Origin of the sequence: Tsukamurella pseudospumae, from assembly GCF_001575205.1 — a bacterium.
Lineage (GTDB): Bacteria > Actinomycetota > Actinomycetes > Mycobacteriales > Mycobacteriaceae > Tsukamurella > Tsukamurella pseudospumae.
Window position 1 is genome coordinate 102,732 of the sequence record NZ_LSRE01000014.1, and the last position, 14,855, is coordinate 117,586.

At 68.9% G+C, this 14,855-nt stretch carries 21 protein-coding genes; 8 read left to right on the top strand and 13 right to left on the bottom strand.

The window, feature by feature from the left end; translation table 11 throughout:
- Positions 1-12: 12 nt before the first annotated feature.
- The 6 genes from AXK61_RS12675 to AXK61_RS12700 form a co-directional block, all read right to left on the bottom strand.
- A complete protein-coding gene (locus AXK61_RS12675) occupies positions 13-1,806 on the bottom strand; it encodes an acyl-CoA dehydrogenase (RefSeq protein ID WP_082789328.1) in 1,794 nt (597 codons plus the stop codon).
- A 68-nt stretch (positions 1,807-1,874) separates the two neighbouring features.
- The gene (menE, locus tag AXK61_RS12680; RefSeq protein ID WP_068745604.1) at positions 1,875-3,032 is read right to left on the bottom strand and encodes an o-succinylbenzoate--CoA ligase; all 1,158 of its coding nucleotides are present in this window, start codon (positions 3,030-3,032) and stop codon (positions 1,875-1,877) included.
- Positions 3,033-3,041: 9 nt separating this feature from the next.
- A complete protein-coding gene (locus tag AXK61_RS12685) occupies positions 3,042-3,392 on the bottom strand; it encodes a DUF3349 domain-containing protein (protein WP_068745605.1) in 351 nt (116 codons plus the stop codon).
- A 148-nt stretch (positions 3,393-3,540) separates the two neighbouring features.
- Positions 3,541-3,852 (bottom strand): DUF3349 domain-containing protein, encoded by a 312-nt coding sequence (locus AXK61_RS12690; RefSeq protein ID WP_068745606.1) that lies wholly within the window; start codon positions 3,850-3,852, stop codon positions 3,541-3,543.
- 8 nt (positions 3,853-3,860) lie between these two features.
- Positions 3,861-4,163: a hypothetical protein gene (locus AXK61_RS12695; protein WP_068745608.1), complete on the bottom strand. Its 303-nt coding sequence runs from the start codon at positions 4,161-4,163 to the stop codon at positions 3,861-3,863.
- Positions 4,164-4,166: 3 nt separating this feature from the next.
- Positions 4,167-5,417: an inorganic phosphate transporter gene (locus AXK61_RS12700; protein ID WP_068745609.1), complete on the bottom strand. Its 1,251-nt coding sequence runs from the start codon at positions 5,415-5,417 to the stop codon at positions 4,167-4,169.
- Positions 5,418-5,625: 208 nt separating this feature from the next.
- Between AXK61_RS12700 and AXK61_RS12705 the strand changes: the two genes are divergently transcribed.
- From AXK61_RS12705 to AXK61_RS12715, 3 genes are all read left to right on the top strand, one after another.
- Positions 5,626-6,765, top strand: a complete 1,140-nt coding sequence (locus AXK61_RS12705) for a BTAD domain-containing putative transcriptional regulator (RefSeq protein ID WP_068574315.1) — start codon at positions 5,626-5,628, stop codon at positions 6,763-6,765.
- A gap of 4 nt (positions 6,766-6,769) precedes the next feature.
- Positions 6,770-7,222, top strand: a complete 453-nt coding sequence (locus AXK61_RS12710; protein WP_068574316.1) for a VOC family protein — start codon at positions 6,770-6,772, stop codon at positions 7,220-7,222.
- A gap of 146 nt (positions 7,223-7,368) precedes the next feature.
- The gene (locus tag AXK61_RS12715) at positions 7,369-7,713 is read left to right on the top strand and encodes a VOC family protein (RefSeq protein ID WP_068574318.1); all 345 of its coding nucleotides are present in this window, start codon (positions 7,369-7,371) and stop codon (positions 7,711-7,713) included.
- 11 nt (positions 7,714-7,724) lie between these two features.
- Here AXK61_RS12715 and AXK61_RS12720 read toward each other — a convergent pair whose 3' ends face one another.
- The 7 genes from AXK61_RS12720 to AXK61_RS12750 all read right to left on the bottom strand — a co-directional run bounded on the left by AXK61_RS12720 (position 7,725) and on the right by AXK61_RS12750 (position 11,062).
- Positions 7,725-8,186: an SRPBCC family protein gene (locus AXK61_RS12720; RefSeq protein ID WP_068574321.1), complete on the bottom strand. Its 462-nt coding sequence runs from the start codon at positions 8,184-8,186 to the stop codon at positions 7,725-7,727.
- A 46-nt stretch (positions 8,187-8,232) separates the two neighbouring features.
- A complete protein-coding gene (locus AXK61_RS12725; RefSeq protein WP_068574323.1) occupies positions 8,233-8,676 on the bottom strand; it encodes a hypothetical protein in 444 nt (147 codons plus the stop codon).
- Positions 8,677-8,806: 130 nt separating this feature from the next.
- A complete protein-coding gene (locus AXK61_RS12730) occupies positions 8,807-9,226 on the bottom strand; it encodes an HIT family protein (RefSeq protein ID WP_068574325.1) in 420 nt (139 codons plus the stop codon).
- 145 nt (positions 9,227-9,371) lie between these two features.
- Positions 9,372-9,758, bottom strand: coding sequence for a hypothetical protein (locus AXK61_RS12735; protein ID WP_068574327.1), 387 nt, complete (start codon positions 9,756-9,758; stop codon positions 9,372-9,374).
- A gap of 78 nt (positions 9,759-9,836) precedes the next feature.
- Positions 9,837-10,433 carry a hypothetical protein gene (locus tag AXK61_RS12740; protein WP_068574329.1) on the bottom strand — a complete coding sequence of 199 codons (597 nt, stop codon included), beginning with the start codon at positions 10,431-10,433 and terminating at the stop codon, positions 9,837-9,839.
- 21 nt (positions 10,434-10,454) lie between these two features.
- Positions 10,455-10,808, bottom strand: a complete 354-nt coding sequence (locus AXK61_RS12745; protein ID WP_068574331.1) for a hypothetical protein — start codon at positions 10,806-10,808, stop codon at positions 10,455-10,457.
- A gap of 2 nt (positions 10,809-10,810) precedes the next feature.
- Positions 10,811-11,062, bottom strand: a complete 252-nt coding sequence (locus AXK61_RS12750) for a hypothetical protein (protein ID WP_068574333.1) — start codon at positions 11,060-11,062, stop codon at positions 10,811-10,813.
- Positions 11,063-11,353: 291 nt separating this feature from the next.
- On the opposite strand from AXK61_RS12750, the gene AXK61_RS12755 reads away from it, so the two are divergent.
- The 5 genes from AXK61_RS12755 (at position 11,354) to AXK61_RS25400 (ending at position 14,763) form a co-directional block, all read left to right on the top strand.
- Positions 11,354-12,472, top strand: coding sequence for an MspA family porin (locus AXK61_RS12755; RefSeq protein ID WP_175400085.1), 1,119 nt, complete (start codon positions 11,354-11,356; stop codon positions 12,470-12,472).
- Entirely contained in the window at positions 12,465-12,686 is a 222-nt protein-coding gene (locus tag AXK61_RS12760) for a hypothetical protein (protein WP_068574337.1), read from the top strand. The genes AXK61_RS12755 and AXK61_RS12760 overlap by 8 nt, the downstream gene beginning before the upstream one ends.
- On the top strand, positions 12,683-13,162 hold the full coding sequence (locus AXK61_RS12765) for a hypothetical protein (protein ID WP_068574339.1): 480 nt from the start codon (positions 12,683-12,685) through the stop codon (positions 13,160-13,162). The genes AXK61_RS12760 and AXK61_RS12765 overlap by 4 nt, the downstream gene beginning before the upstream one ends.
- 297 nt (positions 13,163-13,459) lie before the next feature.
- Positions 13,460-14,419 carry a superantigen-like protein SSL4 gene (locus tag AXK61_RS12770; RefSeq protein ID WP_068745611.1) on the top strand — a complete coding sequence of 320 codons (960 nt, stop codon included), beginning with the start codon at positions 13,460-13,462 and terminating at the stop codon, positions 14,417-14,419.
- A gap of 50 nt (positions 14,420-14,469) precedes the next feature.
- Positions 14,470-14,763, top strand: a complete 294-nt coding sequence (locus AXK61_RS25400; protein WP_068745614.1) for an IS3 family transposase — start codon at positions 14,470-14,472, stop codon at positions 14,761-14,763.
- Positions 14,764-14,855: the final 92 nt, after the last annotated feature.

Below are 14,855 nucleotides of genomic sequence, written 5' to 3' on the forward strand. Positions count from 1 at the left end.
CCTATGCAGTCGCTAGAGGACCGCCGTGTCCAGGTCGAGCGTGATCCGATCGAGCTTCGCGAGCAGGTCGAACTCGGTGTGCGCCTTGGGCAGCTCGTAGACGAAGAAGTACCGCGTCGCCGCCCGCTTGCCGCGGTAGAACGCCTCGTTGCGCGCCGTCCCGTCCTCGGCGTAGGTGGCCAGGGCCTGATCCAGCCACAGCCACGCCACCACGACGTGACCGAGACCGTCCAGGTACGACGTGGCGTTGGCGAGCGAGAGCGACGGATCGCCGGAGCCGCCCAGCGTCATCGTCACCTCGACGGCGCGGGCGCTCGCGGCGCGCAGCGCCTCGGCGAACGGGGCGAGCTCGTCGACGGCGGCGGCGCGGGCCGCGGTCGCCTCGATCCGGCCGAGCAGCGCGCCGAACGCCGCGCCGCCCTGCTGCGGCACCTTGCGGCCCAGCAGGTCCAGGCCGTGAATCGCCTTGGCGCCCTCGTGGATCGCGTTGAGCCGGTTGTCCCGGTAGAGCTGCTCGACGTTGTAGTCGCGGGTGTAACCGTAGCCGCCGTGGATCTGGATGGCGTGGTCGTTGGCGCGCGTCGCCCACTCGCTGGGCCAGCTCTTGATGATCGGGGTCAGCAGGTCGAGCAGCTGGCCGGCGGCCGCGCGCTCCTCTTCCGACGGTGCCGTGTGCGCGTCGTCGATCAGCCGCGCGGAGAAGAGCGAGAGCGCGAGCCCGCCCTCGACATAGCTCTTCTGCGCCAGCAGCATCCGCCGCACGTCCGGGTGCTCGATGATCGGAACCTGCGGCCCGGTCGGGGCGGTGACGGGACGGCCCTGCACGCGGGTCTTCGCGTACTCCAGCGACTGCAGGTAGCCGGTGTAGCCGATCGCCGACGATGCGAGGCCCACCGCGACGCGCGCCTCGTTCATCATCTGGAACATCTGCACGAGGCCGCGGTTCTCGGCGCCGACGAGGTAGCCGGTGGCACCGTCGAGCGAGAGCAGGCAGTTCGTGGTGCCCTTGTTGCCCATCTTGTGGTTGAGGCTCACCAGGTTGACGGCGTTGCGCTCGCCGACGGACTGGTCGTCGTTCACCAGGTACTTCGGGACGATGAACAGCGAGATGCCCTTGACCCCGTCCGGCGCGCCCGGAACCTTGGCCAGCACGAGGTGCACGATGTTCTCGGTCATCTCGTGGTCGCCGCCGGTGATCCACATCTTGGTGCCGGTGATGGCGTAGGTGCCGTCGCCGCGGGGCTCGGCCTTCGCGCTGATGTCGGCGAGCGCCGAGCCGGCGTCGGGCTCCGAGAGGCACATGGTGCCGGTGAACCGGCCCTCGATCATCGGCTCGAGGTACAGGCGCTTCTGCTCGTCGGTGCCGAAGGAGCGGATGACGTTGCCGTTGCCGAGCGTCAGGCCCGAGTAGACCGTGGTCGAGACGTTCGCCGCCTGCATCCACGCGAACGCGGCCTTGCTGATCAGCGACGGCAGGCCGATGCCGCCCTCCTCGGCCGGCAGTTCGGCGAAGGTGAAGCCGGCCTCGTTGATCGCGTCCAGGCCGGCCTTGGTCTCGGGGAGCGTCTTCGCGGTGCCGTCGGGCTGGATCGTCGGCTCCGCGGCGTCGGCCTCCTTGTAGTGGTTCGACAGCTTCTGCACCGCGATGTCGGCGGCCAGGTCGAGCGCGGCGTCGAAGGTCTCCTTGGAGTGGTCGGCGAACTGCTCGCGTTTGGTCAGCTCCTCGGCGTTCAGCCACTCGTAGAGCAGGAAGTCGACGTCGCGGGGGTTGAGCAGCGGCGTCTGCGCTGCGATGTTCTGCTTCACGGTTCTCCGATCCGGGGCTGACTACTGCCGAGCGATCTTACTCGGCAGTAAGCTTAGACCAGATTCCTTCAACCGTGAATATTTGTGATCTGCGCCGCCAATGCCCGTCGATCGATCTTTCCCGGCCCGCGCCGCGGTAGCTCGTCGACGAGATACACCGCGCGCGGTGCCGCTGTCCGGTCCAGTTCGGCCTCCACCGCACGCCGCAGGGCCTCGACGGTGACCGCGCCCTCCGGTGTGCCGGGGGTCCGGACGACGGCGGCGGCGACGCGCTGGCCGAGCCGCGGATCGGGCTGGGCGAAGACGGCGACCTCGGCCACGCCGGGCACCCGCGCGAGGACGGCCTCGACGACCTGGGGGAGCACCGTCAGGCCTCCGGTCGAGATGGCCTCGTCGAGCCGGCCCGTGACGGAGAGGACACCGTCGGACAGGGTTCCCGCATCGTCCGTGCGGAAGTGCCCGGGCTCCGCGAACGCGGGATGATCGGGCAGGTTCCGGTAGCCGAGGGCCACCGTCGGGCCGCCCAGGACGACCCGGGATTCCGGACCGTCCAGGCGGATCTCGACGCCGGGGAGGGGCGCACCGTCGTACACGCAGCCCCCGGCCGTCTCGCTCATCCCGTACGTGCGGACCATCCGGATGCCGGCGGTGAGCGCCGCCTCGCGGACCGGGGCGGGGCAGGCGGCGCCGCCGATGAGTACGCCGTCGAAGCGGGCCAGGGCGTCGGTGGCGGCGGGGTCGGCGAGGACCTTCACGAGCTGGGTGGGCACCAGTGAGACGTACCGACGGTCCGCCGTCATCGCGGCGTGCGCCGGAGCGAGGGACCCGGGGTCGAAGCCGCCGCGGACGTCGAGCTGGGCGGGTGCGTGTCCGGCGGCCAGGGAGCGCAACATCACCTGCACTCCCGCGACGTGGTGCGGCGGCATCGCGAGCAGCCACTGGCCCGTGCCGCCGAGCCGTGCGTGCGTGCCCGCGGCGCTGGCCGCGAGCGCTTCCCGGGTGAGCATCGCGCCCTTGGGTGTGCCGGTGGTGCCGGAGGTCGCGACCACGAGAGCGACCCGCTCGTCGATGGCCTCGCCCCCGGCGAGGGCCCCGCTGAGCCGCGCGGCCTCGCGCGGATCCTGCGCGGGGACGGGCAGCCACGCCGGGGCGGTGCCGGCGAGGAGTGCCTCCAACTGCGGCAGGGCGGATTCGACGGTGTCGATCGGCAGCGGCTCGAGGATCACCCGATCAGGCTACTGCGAGTCGCGGCGGTGGTAATCGGGGTCGAGGGGGGAGTTGTCGAAGGGCCAGCCCTTGCGCTCGAGCCGCTCGCGGACCCGCGCGATGTCCTTCTCGAGCGGCAGCTCGTGGGTGTGACCGCTGATGGCGACGCCGGCGTCGACACGGGTGATCGGGTCGAGACCGGCCTCGGTGAGGTGCGCGTCGTCGATCAATTCGCGCGCGACCTCCTTGACCTCGTCCCTGGTCAACTGGCGGTCGAGGAGTGCCAGGAGCGGCTGGTAATCCGTGCTGGGCACGCCGTCGGGGTAGCCGGCACGCAGCCAGTCCACGATCTTGGCGAGGAAGCCCGAACCCGAACTCATGAGCTGTTCACCTCCGGTGCAGTGCGCCGCGCGGGGCGCCGGGTGTTGCAATGTCACAGGGAGACTATCGTGAACGGCCCCCTATGCCTGTGACCAGCATAGGGGGCCGTCCGCGTGGTGTCGTGGTCGACGGCTGAGCGAACTTCTCTCAGTGGGCGAAACCGGTGAGCGGCCAGCCGCCCGCGGCGAGCTTGCTCGCGACCTGGCGCAGGTCGGCATCACTCGGTTCGGTCTGCGTGACCTTCGTGATCGCGGCCTCGATCTCCTCGCGGTGCACCTCGTCGGGGCGGTTCGCGAGGATGCGGCCGATGACGGAGTTCACCTCGTCCTCGGTGAGCTGCTTCTTGAGCAGGGCGAGGAGGGGGAAGTAGTCCTTCGGCGGGACGCCCTCGGGGTAACCGGCGCGCAGCCAGTCGAGGACCTGCGTCAGGACGCTGTCCTGGGTGTTCTCGGTGGTCATGTCCGCCCCTACTTCTTCTTCTCGAACCACGGGTAGATGTGCTCGAAGGTGAGCTCGTACTTGAAGCCGGACGCGACGATCATCGCGATGCCGAGGAGGATCGCGGCGATGACGATGACGAAGGCGATCGCGGCGAGAACGTTGCCGAGCGGGTTCGGCTGGTGGACGGTGCCGTCCTCCCGCTCGTGGCCGTTGCCGACGGCCAGGCCGCGGACGCCGACGGCGAACAGGGCGGGCAGACCTGCGCCGAGGATCAGGCCCACGAGGAGGACCTTCCAGACCGCACTGAGGGCGAGGGAGATGGTTTCCATGTCTTAGACCTTCGCAATCTTCTCGTCGGCGGCCGGCGCGACCGCATTGGTCTCGTCGTCCCACTCGGCGTTGACGTTGTTGGAGTCGACCTTCTGCTGCTGCGCGCGCCAGTACATGTAGCCCGACAGCGTGGCCAGGATGATGAACGCGACCAGCGGGCCGGCCAGCGTCGGGATCTTGGCGGCGACGAACCACATGACGGCGCCCACGACGGCGGCGGCGGGGAGGGTGATCACCCATGCCGCGACCATGCGGCCGGCGACGCCCCAGCGCACCTTCGCGCCCGGCTTGCCGACGCCCGAGCCGAGGATCGAGCCGGTGGCGACGTGCGTGGTGGAGAGGGCGAAGCCGAGGTGGCTCGAGGCCAGGATGATCGTGGCGGAGGAGGCCTCGGCGGCCATGCCCTGCGGGGAGCTGATCTCGATCAGGCCCTTGCCGAGGGTGCGGATGATGCGCCAGCCGCCCAGGAAGGTGCCGAGCGCGATCGCCACGGCACATGCCACCTTGACCCAGAACGGGACGCCGTGGGTGTCGTGCCAGGCGAACGGGCCGGTCGAGGCGGGGGTCGAAGCGCTGTAGCCGATGAGGGCGAGGGTGATGACGCCCATGGTCTTCTGCGCGTCGTTGGTGCCATGAGCCAGCGAGACGAGCGAGGCGGTACCGATCTGGCCCCAGCGGAAGCCCTCCTCGGTGAAGCGCTCGGCGACACCGGCGACGATCTTGAAGATCAGGAAGGTGCCGACGGCGGCCACGAGGCCGGCGACGATCGGCGCGAACAGCGCGGGCATGATCACCTTGCCGACGACACCGTCGAGCTTGCCGTGGCCGACCCAGACGACGCCGGCGCCGGAGGCGAGCGCAGCGCCGATGAGGCCGCCGAACAGCGCGTGCGAGCTGGAGCTGGGCAGGCCCAGCAGCCAGGTCAGCAGGTTCCAGACGATGCCGCCGATCAGGCCCGCCAGCACGATGATCAGCAGGGCGCGGCCGTGCTGCTCGGTGAACTCCGTCTTCGGGGAGCCGTCCTTGTTCTGGATCTTGATCACCGCGTTGGTCACGGTGAGAGCGACCTCGACGGACAGGAAGGCGCCGACCAGGTTCAGGATCGCCGACAGGCTCACTGCGGTCTTCGGCTTCAAGGCGCCGGTCGCGATGGACGTGGCCATCGCGTTGCCCGTGTCGTGGAAGCCGTTGGTGAAGTCGAAGGCGAGTGCCGTCACGATCACCAACAGCAGGATGATGAGTTCGCTGTTCATGGTGAAAATAGTGCGGCCGAAGGGGTGGTTCCACCAAACGGGTGAGACGGGCCCGACACCGTTCTGACCTGCAGATTCTCTACCGTCCTACCATCGTTCATCAGATGTTCATTCAGGGTGCTCTCAGAACTCTCGGGCGATGTCCGTTTTGGGGTGGTTTTGCAGGTGCTCAACCGGGCGGTCGATGCGTCCCGACTACTATTCCGGCATGGCGTCTTTGGATATCCGGGTGCTGGGTCAGGTCTCGCTCTCCGTCGACGGTGCGCCCAACGAGGTCTCCGGTGTGAAGCCCCGGTCGGTGCTCGCGCTGCTGGTGATGAACCGCGGGCGCGCGGTCACCGTCGATTCCCTGAGCGAGCAGGTGTGGGACGGCAACCCGCCCGCGTCGGCACGCGCGAGCCTCCAGGTGTTCGTCAGCGGCCTCCGCAAGGCGTTGCGCGGCCCGGGCGCAGGGTCCGGGCTCGACGCGCAACTGGTCACCTCCGGGTCGACCTACCGTCTGGATCTGGCGCCGGAGCAGTCCGATGTGGGCCGGTTCGACGCGGCGCGCAGACGGGGCGCCGAACTCGCCGCAGCGGGGCGCTACGACCACGCGTCGTTGATGTTCGCCTCCGCGCTGTCCGAGTTCCGCGGGGATGCGGTGGCGGATCTGCGCGGCCTGCAGTTCGCGGACAACTTCGCGGTGGGCATGGCGGAGGAGCGGGCCGCCGTGCAGTCCGCGATGTACGACGCGGAGATCGCGGCCGGCCGGGCGGCGTCCGTCATCGGCGAGCTGCGCCGGCTGGTCTCCGAGCATCCGCTGCAGGAGCCGCTGTGGGGGCAGCTCATCACGGCGCTGTACGTCACCGGGCGGCAGGCCGATGCGCTCGAGGCGGCCCGCGATCTGCGCCGCACCCTCGCCGATGAGCTGGGCGCGGACCCGACACCCGCACTGGTCGAGCTCGAGGGCAAGGTGCTGCGCCAGGAGCCGCTCGCCTTCGCCGCCGCTCGTCCAGCGGCAGTGCCCGGTGACCCACGGGCCTTCGAAAAGACGGAGACCGACGTGTCGGTGGCCGCGGCCGGCCCGCGCGGCACTCTCACCGGCGTCGACGGCACGGAGTACCTCGTGCACGGTGAGGTCCGTCTCGGCCGCCTGCCCGACAACGACATCAGCATCGACGACACCAAGGTCTCCCGTGAGCACGCCGTGATCACCGGCTCGGTCAGCGGCTTCGCCGTCCGCGACCTGCAGTCCTCCAACGGGACCTATGTCGGGGAGCGTCGCGTCTCCGGCCAGCTGCCCCTGTCGGACGGTGACGAACTCACGTTGGGTCGCACCACCTTCCGGTTCCGGGTGCTCGAGGAGTAGCGGTTTGCAATCGGTCGGGTTCTACCACGTGGCGTTCGCGGTCCCGGACCTCGACGCGGCGATGGCGACGTTCACCGAGGCGGTGGGGGTGCAGTGGCACGAACCGCAGACGGCGTCGTTGCGGGAGTGGACGTACCGGATCGTGTTCAGCACGTCTGAGCCGCGTATCGAATTGGTCGAAGGGCCCGTCGGAAGTCCGTGGGACGTGTCCGAGTCAGGGCCGCGTTTCGACCATCTCGGGTTCTGGACCGAATCCCTGGACGACACCGTCGCTCGCTGGGCGACGTGCGACGGACTCAGGATCGACTACGACGGCCGTGATGATGGACGGAGATTCACGTACTCCGTCGCCGATGCGCTGGGCGTTCGGTTCGAGGCCGTCGATATTGCGCGGAGGTCGGCGATCGACGATGCCTGGCCGACCGACGGCAGCGGTCGAGACTCGTTGTCGGGCTGACGTGGCCTGCGGAGGTGGCCTGCTCGTCCTGCGGGCCATGTCATCGTGACCGTGGCAGCCGAATCGGACATGGGTGCACCTCTGCGGTGGGGATTCGGCGTGTCGTCGCCGACACGAACCGAGGATGTCGGGGTTACGGTGAGGCGATGATCAACGGGGCGCACGTCATCCACTACTCGGCCGACGCGGAGGCCGACCGCGCGTTCCTGCGCGACGTCCTCGGTGTCGAGGGGGTGGACGCCGGGCAGGGCTGGCTGATCCTGCCGCTGCCGGCGTCGGAGATCGCGGTGCATCCGACCGACGGCCCGCCGAAACAGGAGCTCTACCTGATGTGCGACGACGTCGCCGCCGAGGTCGCCGCGCTCGAGGCGAAGGGCGTCGAGACCACGCCGATCACCGATCAGGGCTGGGGCCTACTGACCTCGCTGACGCTGCCGGGCGGCGGAGTGATCGGGCTGTACCAGCCCCGGCACCAGCGCGCTCACGGCTGACGGGGCCGGTGCTACGCGGCGTCGGCCGCGGCGACGGCGGCCGCAAGGATCCGCCACCGTCGGTGCCGGTGCCGGAACATCGCGCGCACGAACACGCCCGTGAGCAGGCCTCGCGCACCGTCCTCGATCTCGATGGCGTCGGTGTATCGACACCGGTCGGGGCCCAGTGGCTCGAAGGTGAGACGGTGATTCCAGACCTTCACCGGGCCGCCGTGCTCGTTGGTGGAGATCTCGAACTCGTCGAGGCGCCGGACCGTGATCTCGTGAACCCAGCCGGGTAGGACGCCGAACCAGCGCACGCGGCCGCGGGCGGAGAATCCCGGCTCGACGGGGACCCCCACGGGCGGGGCCTCGTCCATGTCGAAGGCCAGCACCGGTGCCAGCACGAACAGCATCACGTCGGGGACGGCGGCCATCGCCCGGGCGCGGGCGGCGGGCAGCGGAAGCTCAGTGTTAATGGAAATGGTTGCCATATGTCCGAAGTTACCCGTGTCGCGGCCGCTGCGGGAGGGGTGCGATTCAGGCGGAGTAGTGGCCGATCGCCTTCCCGACGGTGCCGGGCCCGCCGACAGTGAAGGTCACCCGCTTCTCGCCGATCAGCGTGGTGAAGGATCCGTCGGGCTGTGCCTTGACCTCGCCGCCGTACCGCTTGCCATCGTTCCACCAGCTCAGCGTGCGATTCGCGATCGTCGCGCGGAGCGCGGGGTTGTCGACGCACGGCGCCGACGGTCCGCCGAGCCCGCCCTTGATGCAGTCGGGCCGGACGGTGATCCAGCCCTTGGCGTCGACGGTACCCGTGTAATGCACGGAGGGGAAGGGCATGGGGTCGGCGAAGCCGGGCGTCGTGACCCAGCCGTCGAACCGGACGACGGTGTCGGCGGAGGCGGTGGCGGGCAGGGCTCCCAGTGCGAGCGTGGTGCAGGCGCCGGCGGCGAGGGCGATACGGGCGGTGCGGCTGGTCATGTGATCAGTGCTCCTCGGTGTCGAAGGTGCGTCGTCTCTGACACCAAGAGCATCGAGGTGGGCGTGTTATTCGTTACCGCACGCACTGAAAAACTGTGAGTGGACCTCGGGCGCTCGACGCGGTCCGGAGTCAGTCCGCCAGGCCCTCCCGGAGGAGGGCGGCGGCACCGTCGGACGTGCGGGGCCGGCGGCGGAGGAGCCGGCCGAGCAACGCCCGCTTGTCACCGGCGAACCGCGGGATCACGTGCAGATGAACGTGATCGACGGTCTGAAATGCGGCGCGCCCGTCGTTGACGACGAGATTCGTCCCGTCTGCGTGGAGCGGGCCGGCCTGCGCGGCCCGGGCCAGCCGGTGCCCGAGCGCGAACATGCGCGCGCCGAGGGCATCGTCGAGCTCGGAGAGCCGCGCGGCGTGCACCTTCGGAACCACGAGGGTGTGGCCTGTGCTGACGGGGCGGACGTCGAGCAGGGCGAGCAGGTCGTCGGTCTCGGCGACGATCGCCGCGGGGGAGTCACCCGCGACGATCGCGCAGAACACGCACTCCGGCATGGATTTTCAGTAGTAGTACGGGGACAGCGAACTGGGCGTTTGCGCGGATCGGTGTCGTTGGCGACGAGGCATATGGCCAGGTTAGAGCGTTGTAGTAGTTGGTGCTGAACGGCGCGCGGTCGTTCTTCTGCGGACTGGCTGCGGACTAGCGGAACCAGCGGCCGATCCGAGCGGGCTCCTTGGTGTAGAAGTCCGCCACAGGCTCGCCGGGGATCACTCTTGTCAGGCCGCCGGACACTTCCACCCGATCGCCGGTGGCGCGCTCGGTGATTGCGATCGCTGTTAGCCCGACGGCCTCCACCTCGACGGCTGGATCCTGCAAGTCCAGGTTCCAGCTGTCACGTCGAGCTCGACTCTGCAGGTAGACAAGCATGTCGTCATGGCTGGACGTGGCAAACCTGCACCTGTGTCCCGCGATGGCGCCCCGCGGTCGCGCCCAGTAGAGATCTCCTTCGATCGTCACCTGGTGGCCGATCGTTTGAGCGGTAGCGTCGAGGGCCTGACGATCTTGCTCGTTGACTGGTAGGTCCATGCGCGCAATTCCACCTCAGCGGCCCGCGCTGGGCAGCTGCTTCTGGGAAATCTGCGGGTGCGCGCGAGCGCGGGCTGGCTAGCGGATCCGCCCGATTGTGCCCAGCTGCATCAGTCCGCGTGGGTTGATACGGATGACCCTCGCCTCACCCGCAATGTGGACCTCCGACTCGCCCCGGTCGCACTCGAGCGCAACGTACTGAGCGAGCGCGAGCAAGTGCTGGTCTGTGCCCTCAAGTCCGTCGTGGACGAGCTGTAGCGGGATGGGCACCTGCGGAGCGATCCAGAATCCCTCGGTGACCTTCTCCCTGCGCTCGAACGAGTCGCGGGAGGAGAACGATTGTCGCAGTGGGGAGTGGCGATCCGTCGAGAACGAGTAGATGTACGCCGTCGAGTGGTGGCCCTCGGCCTCGGCGGGTAGGTCCGCAGATCGCATCGCGAGGAAGTCGAGGGTCATCTCGGCGACGTCGTGGGGCTCGGATGCGGCGGGCATCGCGGCGACCTGGTCGAGCCACGGGCTGACGACGTCTGCGAGACCTGTGCCGGCGACGATGAAGCGTCCGGAGTCGGGCGCCCAGCACTTGGTGTAGTGCCGGCCCGGTTCGCCGCCCATCCCGAACGTGTCCATCACGACGGCGATCTCGTCTCGCGCCAGCATGGAAATGAGCAACGTCATACATCGACCGTACGGCCGGGCTCAGGTGCGCGGGGCGATCTTCGCTCGGTTCTCGTCGAGGCGGTCCTCGTCGGTCATGGCGCGGAGACCGTTGACGGCGTCGCGCAAGGTAGCTCCGTCCTTCGCGTCGAGGTGACCGCCGCGCTCGATCAACGCCTCGGCGACCGCGACGACCTCGTCCGCGAGATCGGCGGGGACTCGGCGGCTCTCCTTGTCGACGGAGGCGAGGAGCCAGAACAGCGCGTCGGCGGGGTCGCCGACGTCGATGAGCGTCTCGTCCGTGACCAGGTCGACGACGCCGGTCGCGGCGAGGATCCGGTGGTACAGGTGGCGGATCGTCTCGTCGAGCGTGCCGCCTGCGTCGGTGGGGCGCATCGTCACAGCTCCCGGCGGTTGTGCTGCTCGGCCTCGACGCGCGCGATCTCGGCGGTTAGGTCGCGGAGCGCGACCGTGATCCGCTCCCGCTCGGCCTTCGGTAGGCGCCGCTGTTGCATGTCGAGAACTGCGTTCGTGCCGTGCTCGGACCAGCCGTACTTGGCCATGAGTGTTGTCCTTGCGGTGTCGATGTCGTCGGCCGCGAACAGGATCTCGTAGACGTCGCGGTGATGGTCGAGCGCGTCGACCAGCACTACGAGGATGTCTCGGCGGGCCCGGTGCTGCTCGGTGGCGCCGGCGCCTTAGCTGGTGCCGAGGTGTTCAGCGAACCGGGCCGTACCGGCTTCCTGGTACGGGCTTCCGACCACGCGCACCGACCTCGTCCAGGTCTGGTCCCTTCTCGCACTCCTTGAAGCTCGGGTAATGACCCAGCCTAGTTAGGTTGCAGTTCTATAACGGCGCTGTTCAAGGAGTCTGGATCTCTGCTTTAGTGTTACGCAAGTTACTGATGTGGCTAATGTGAAGCTGAGATGAAGGAGCCGGGCATGTTCTCTGGCAGTGTGAACCGTCTGCCGCGGCGGCGTGGATTCCTGGAGGTGCGGCAGCGGGATCGGTTGCGGCGTGGTGATCTGCGGAAGGTCGGCGCGGTGATGGTCGTCGTTGGTGTCACTGTCGCGGGTGGTGTGGTGGCTGCGGTGCCGGTTGCGCCGGATCCGATGCCCCGGATGGGTGCGGTTCGGTCGGGGATCTTCGCGGATAAGGCGCGGGCGCAGGAGGACGCGGACGGGTTCATCCTGCGCGCGGAGTTGTTCGGGATGAACGCCAGAAGCTTGGTGCCGTTGGGTGGGTCGCCGCAGTCGTATCAGGCGGCGTTGTCGATGGCCGGTCGGGCGGTGATCGAGCTCAAGGATCCGAAGAAGCCGCCGAAGGTGAAGGTGCGAAGTGCGACGATCACCGTCGGCACGACTCTCGCGTGTGGGGCTTCCCCGCAGCAGATCCAGCTCGGCGGGACTCTGTCGCAGGCGGGGAACTACTCGCTGACGCCGTCGCTGTCGTCGCAGCAGGGCGTGACCGGCGGCGGCCAGGGTGGGTCGAACGGTGGTCAGGGCAGCGGATCGGTGAACGCCTCGATCACGGAGGGGATCTCAGCTACCGGTGGCGGCACGACCACGATTTCGGGCACTGTGCAGGGGACCATCGCCGCAGGTGGCTCGAAGGAACAAGCCTTGGCGAAGAAGTCCCTGACCGGCACCTCCGGTTACGTCGTCGTGCGGGAGACGATGGTCCGGATGGACGCCTGCTGGGCCGCGCAGATCGTGATGTGGGCGGTTGCGACCCTCTCCACCGATCACGGCGACATTTCCACCACCGCGTACTCCACTCCGCTGTACCTGCGGCGGGACGCGAACGATCCGCCGGTGAACCCGCCGAAGGTCCGCCAGGACCCGAACCCACCCGCACTCGCCGCGACCCCGAACACGGCTGTCGCCGCACGGGTCAGTGAGCAGGTCAAACCCGCACCGGCCGCGAAGCCCGTACCCGCGAAGCCTGCGCCAGCGAAGCCGGCACCCGCTACGAAGGTGACTGCGCCGAAGCCGTCTCCGGCACCTGCGTCGTCCGCTCCGGCGAAGCCGGCGGCCGCCGCGGCGGGTCCTCGTGGCTGAGCCTGAGCGCGGCGAGGCCGTGAAGGCCGCCGTGGGGCTGATCCTGGGGGCGGTGATCGTGGTGTGCTGCGCGTTCACGTTGCCTCGGTTGCCGAGGGCGGTTGAGGCGATCGGGTCGTGGCCGGTGTGGGGCGGCTTCGCGATCATCACCGTGGTTGCCGGGTGGTTGTTCTGGTCCAATCTCCAGAAGTTCTACGCGTTGGTGCAGAAGTGACAGAGCCGATCCCCGGCGGTGATGGGGGCGATCTCGCCTCCGCGCTGCGGCACGCGTTCGACGAGGCGGGGAACCCGAGCCTCGCCGCAGTCGCGCACGCGGCACCGGGTGTGTCGAAGCAGCGGCTCTCGGACTGGCGCGCCGGCCGGCACGTACCGGCCCGGTTCGAGGACCTCGAACCCGTCATCGCCTACCTGCGCATCGCAGCGAGCGGCCTCACCACAGCGGAGGCAGATGACACGGCGAGCGGCACGAGCGACTGGACACCCGAGCGGTGGCGCGAGGTGTGGCGGCAATCGGTCGACCTCTCCGCCGACGCCCATGCCGACGCGAACGGTGCGGCTGACGTCGACGCTGCGGAACCCGTACGTGAGGTTGACCGCAAGCCCATCGCCATCGCCGTGGTGAGCGTCATCGTCGTCCTCGTCGCCGCCCTCGCGGTGATGGCGTACCTGCTCAGCTGGGCCACGATGTGACACCGCAGGGCCGCGACACGCCGACGACGAAACCGACGACACGCCGTCCGGACCGTCCGGACTGGACACTCCGGACACCACCGAATGCCGCCCACAAACATCACAGTTCGGTAACGGCAATCGTCGCTGCCAGCAGAGATGGGTGTCCGGAGTTGTCCGGACCCGTCCGGACCGTTGAACCGGACGACCAGGACGTGCTCTGGTGAATGCGTCCCCGGCCGATCCCAAATCCAGCTGTGTGCGGCTGTCGAAACCGGGTCGACTCCACCCCGTTCCCTTCTTCAGAATCGAGGACCCATGCCCTCCCCAACCGACGAGACCGGGCAGCCCGTCCCGGCTCCCGACACCGCGCAATTTCCGCTCGCGCGTGACGACAGCCAGCCACCCAGCGGGAAGCCGGCGCACGCCGTCACCGCAGACACCGACGAGCCCGGCACCTCCCGGGCCGGGTGGTGGGCGATCACCCTCGCCGCGGCCGCGCTACTGATCGTCGGGCTGCTGCTCACGTTCGGGCCGGCCCGGTACTGGACGCCGGTGCCGGTGGTGTTCCTCGGCTACTTCCTCATCTCCGGGCTGATCGGGCTGGTGTTCTGGAAGGGCGTCCGTGAGCTCCGCGACTCGAACCCGACCCTGCACTCCGGTGACGGACCCGCCTCGCCCGGCGCCCGGGTCGCCGCCGCGGTCGGCGCCGTCGGTGTCGCGTCCGCCCTGATCCTGCTCCCCACAAGCCTGAACACGGCGCCGGCGAATGCGTTGCCGTGTCCAGACGGTTCTAATACCTGCGGGCCTACGACACCCACCCAGGACCCCGGCCCCACCCAAGGCAACGGGGGTAACACCACCGCCCCGCAAGCGCCGAACACCACCGTTCCCGGCTACACCCCGCCGGACACCCCAGCACCGACACAAGGCAACGGCGGCGGCTTCCAAGGCACCGCGATGCCGATGCCCACCCCCGACCAGACCGACCCCAACGCCTGCATCGCCAACTGCGGCCCCACCCAAGCCCCCCAGCAAGCACCGCAGACCGGGCAGCCGACAGCGCCGCAGACCGGACAGCAGCAGAACCCGGTCACCACCGCACCGAACACCGTCGCAACCACACCGCAGGCACCGACCGCCACACCGAAGCTGCGGACCCCGACGCCGGAGACCACAACTACGTCGTCCTCCAGCAAGGCCCGCGACCGCGACCAGCAAGACCAGCGCGACGAGAAAGACCGCGACAAGAACTCCGGGGGACTGCTGCACCAGTAGGTGACATCTGATCTGTGGTGCTGTCAGGGTGCCACTGGAAGGATGTCAACATGCCTAAGCCCTATCCCCGCGAGTTCCGCGACGATGTCGTCGGTGCGGCTCGTCGCCGCGAAGGCGGTGTGACGATCAAGCAGATTGCCGCCGATTTCGGTGTCAGCGAGACATGCCTGCAGAACTGGCTGCGTGCCGCCGATGTCGAGGAGGGGAACCGACCCGGTGTCACCGCTTCGGAATCCGCTGAGCTTCGCGAGCTGCGGAAGCGGAATCGCCTGTTGGAGCAGGAGAACGAAGTTCTTCGTCGCGCTGCCGCGTATCTGTCGCAGGCGAACCTGCCGGGAAAATGATGTACCCGCTCGTGAAGGAGCTCGCCGCTGACGGGATCGCCGTCACGGTGACGTGCCGGGTTCTCAAGCTCGCCAGGGCGCCCTACTACCGT

What these genes read in the sequence shown, in the direction of transcription:
- AXK61_RS12685 (WP_068745605.1), bottom strand. Translation starts at nt 3,392, where the DNA reads ATGAGTTCGGGTTCGGGCTTCCTCGCCAAGATCGTGGACTGGCTGCGT.
- AXK61_RS12690 (WP_068745606.1), bottom strand. Translation starts at nt 3,852, where the DNA reads ATGACCACCGAGAACACCCAGGACAGCGTCCTGACGCAGGTCCTCGAC.
- AXK61_RS12695 (WP_068745608.1), bottom strand. Translation starts at nt 4,163, where the DNA reads ATGGAAACCATCTCCCTCGCCCTCAGTGCGGTCTGGAAGGTCCTCCTC.
- AXK61_RS12700 (WP_068745609.1), bottom strand. Translation starts at nt 5,417, where the DNA reads ATGAACAGCGAACTCATCATCCTGCTGTTGGTGATCGTGACGGCACTC.
- AXK61_RS12705 (WP_068574315.1), top strand. Translation starts at nt 5,626, where the DNA reads ATGGCGTCTTTGGATATCCGGGTGCTGGGTCAGGTCTCGCTCTCCGTC.
- AXK61_RS12715 (WP_068574318.1), top strand. Translation starts at nt 7,369, where the DNA reads ATGATCAACGGGGCGCACGTCATCCACTACTCGGCCGACGCGGAGGCC.
- AXK61_RS12720 (WP_068574321.1), bottom strand. Translation starts at nt 8,186, where the DNA reads ATGGCAACCATTTCCATTAACACTGAGCTTCCGCTGCCCGCCGCCCGC.
- AXK61_RS12725 (WP_068574323.1), bottom strand. Translation starts at nt 8,676, where the DNA reads ATGACCAGCCGCACCGCCCGTATCGCCCTCGCCGCCGGCGCCTGCACC.
- AXK61_RS12730 (WP_068574325.1), bottom strand. Translation starts at nt 9,226, where the DNA reads ATGCCGGAGTGCGTGTTCTGCGCGATCGTCGCGGGTGACTCCCCCGCG.
- AXK61_RS12735 (WP_068574327.1), bottom strand. Translation starts at nt 9,758, where the DNA reads ATGGACCTACCAGTCAACGAGCAAGATCGTCAGGCCCTCGACGCTACC.
- AXK61_RS12740 (WP_068574329.1), bottom strand. Translation starts at nt 10,433, where the DNA reads ATGACGTTGCTCATTTCCATGCTGGCGCGAGACGAGATCGCCGTCGTG.
- AXK61_RS12745 (WP_068574331.1), bottom strand. Translation starts at nt 10,808, where the DNA reads ATGCGCCCCACCGACGCAGGCGGCACGCTCGACGAGACGATCCGCCAC.
- AXK61_RS12755 (WP_175400085.1), top strand. Translation starts at nt 11,354, where the DNA reads ATGTTCTCTGGCAGTGTGAACCGTCTGCCGCGGCGGCGTGGATTCCTG.
- AXK61_RS12770 (WP_068745611.1), top strand. Translation starts at nt 13,460, where the DNA reads ATGCCCTCCCCAACCGACGAGACCGGGCAGCCCGTCCCGGCTCCCGAC.
- AXK61_RS25400 (WP_068745614.1), top strand. Translation starts at nt 14,470, where the DNA reads ATGCCTAAGCCCTATCCCCGCGAGTTCCGCGACGATGTCGTCGGTGCG.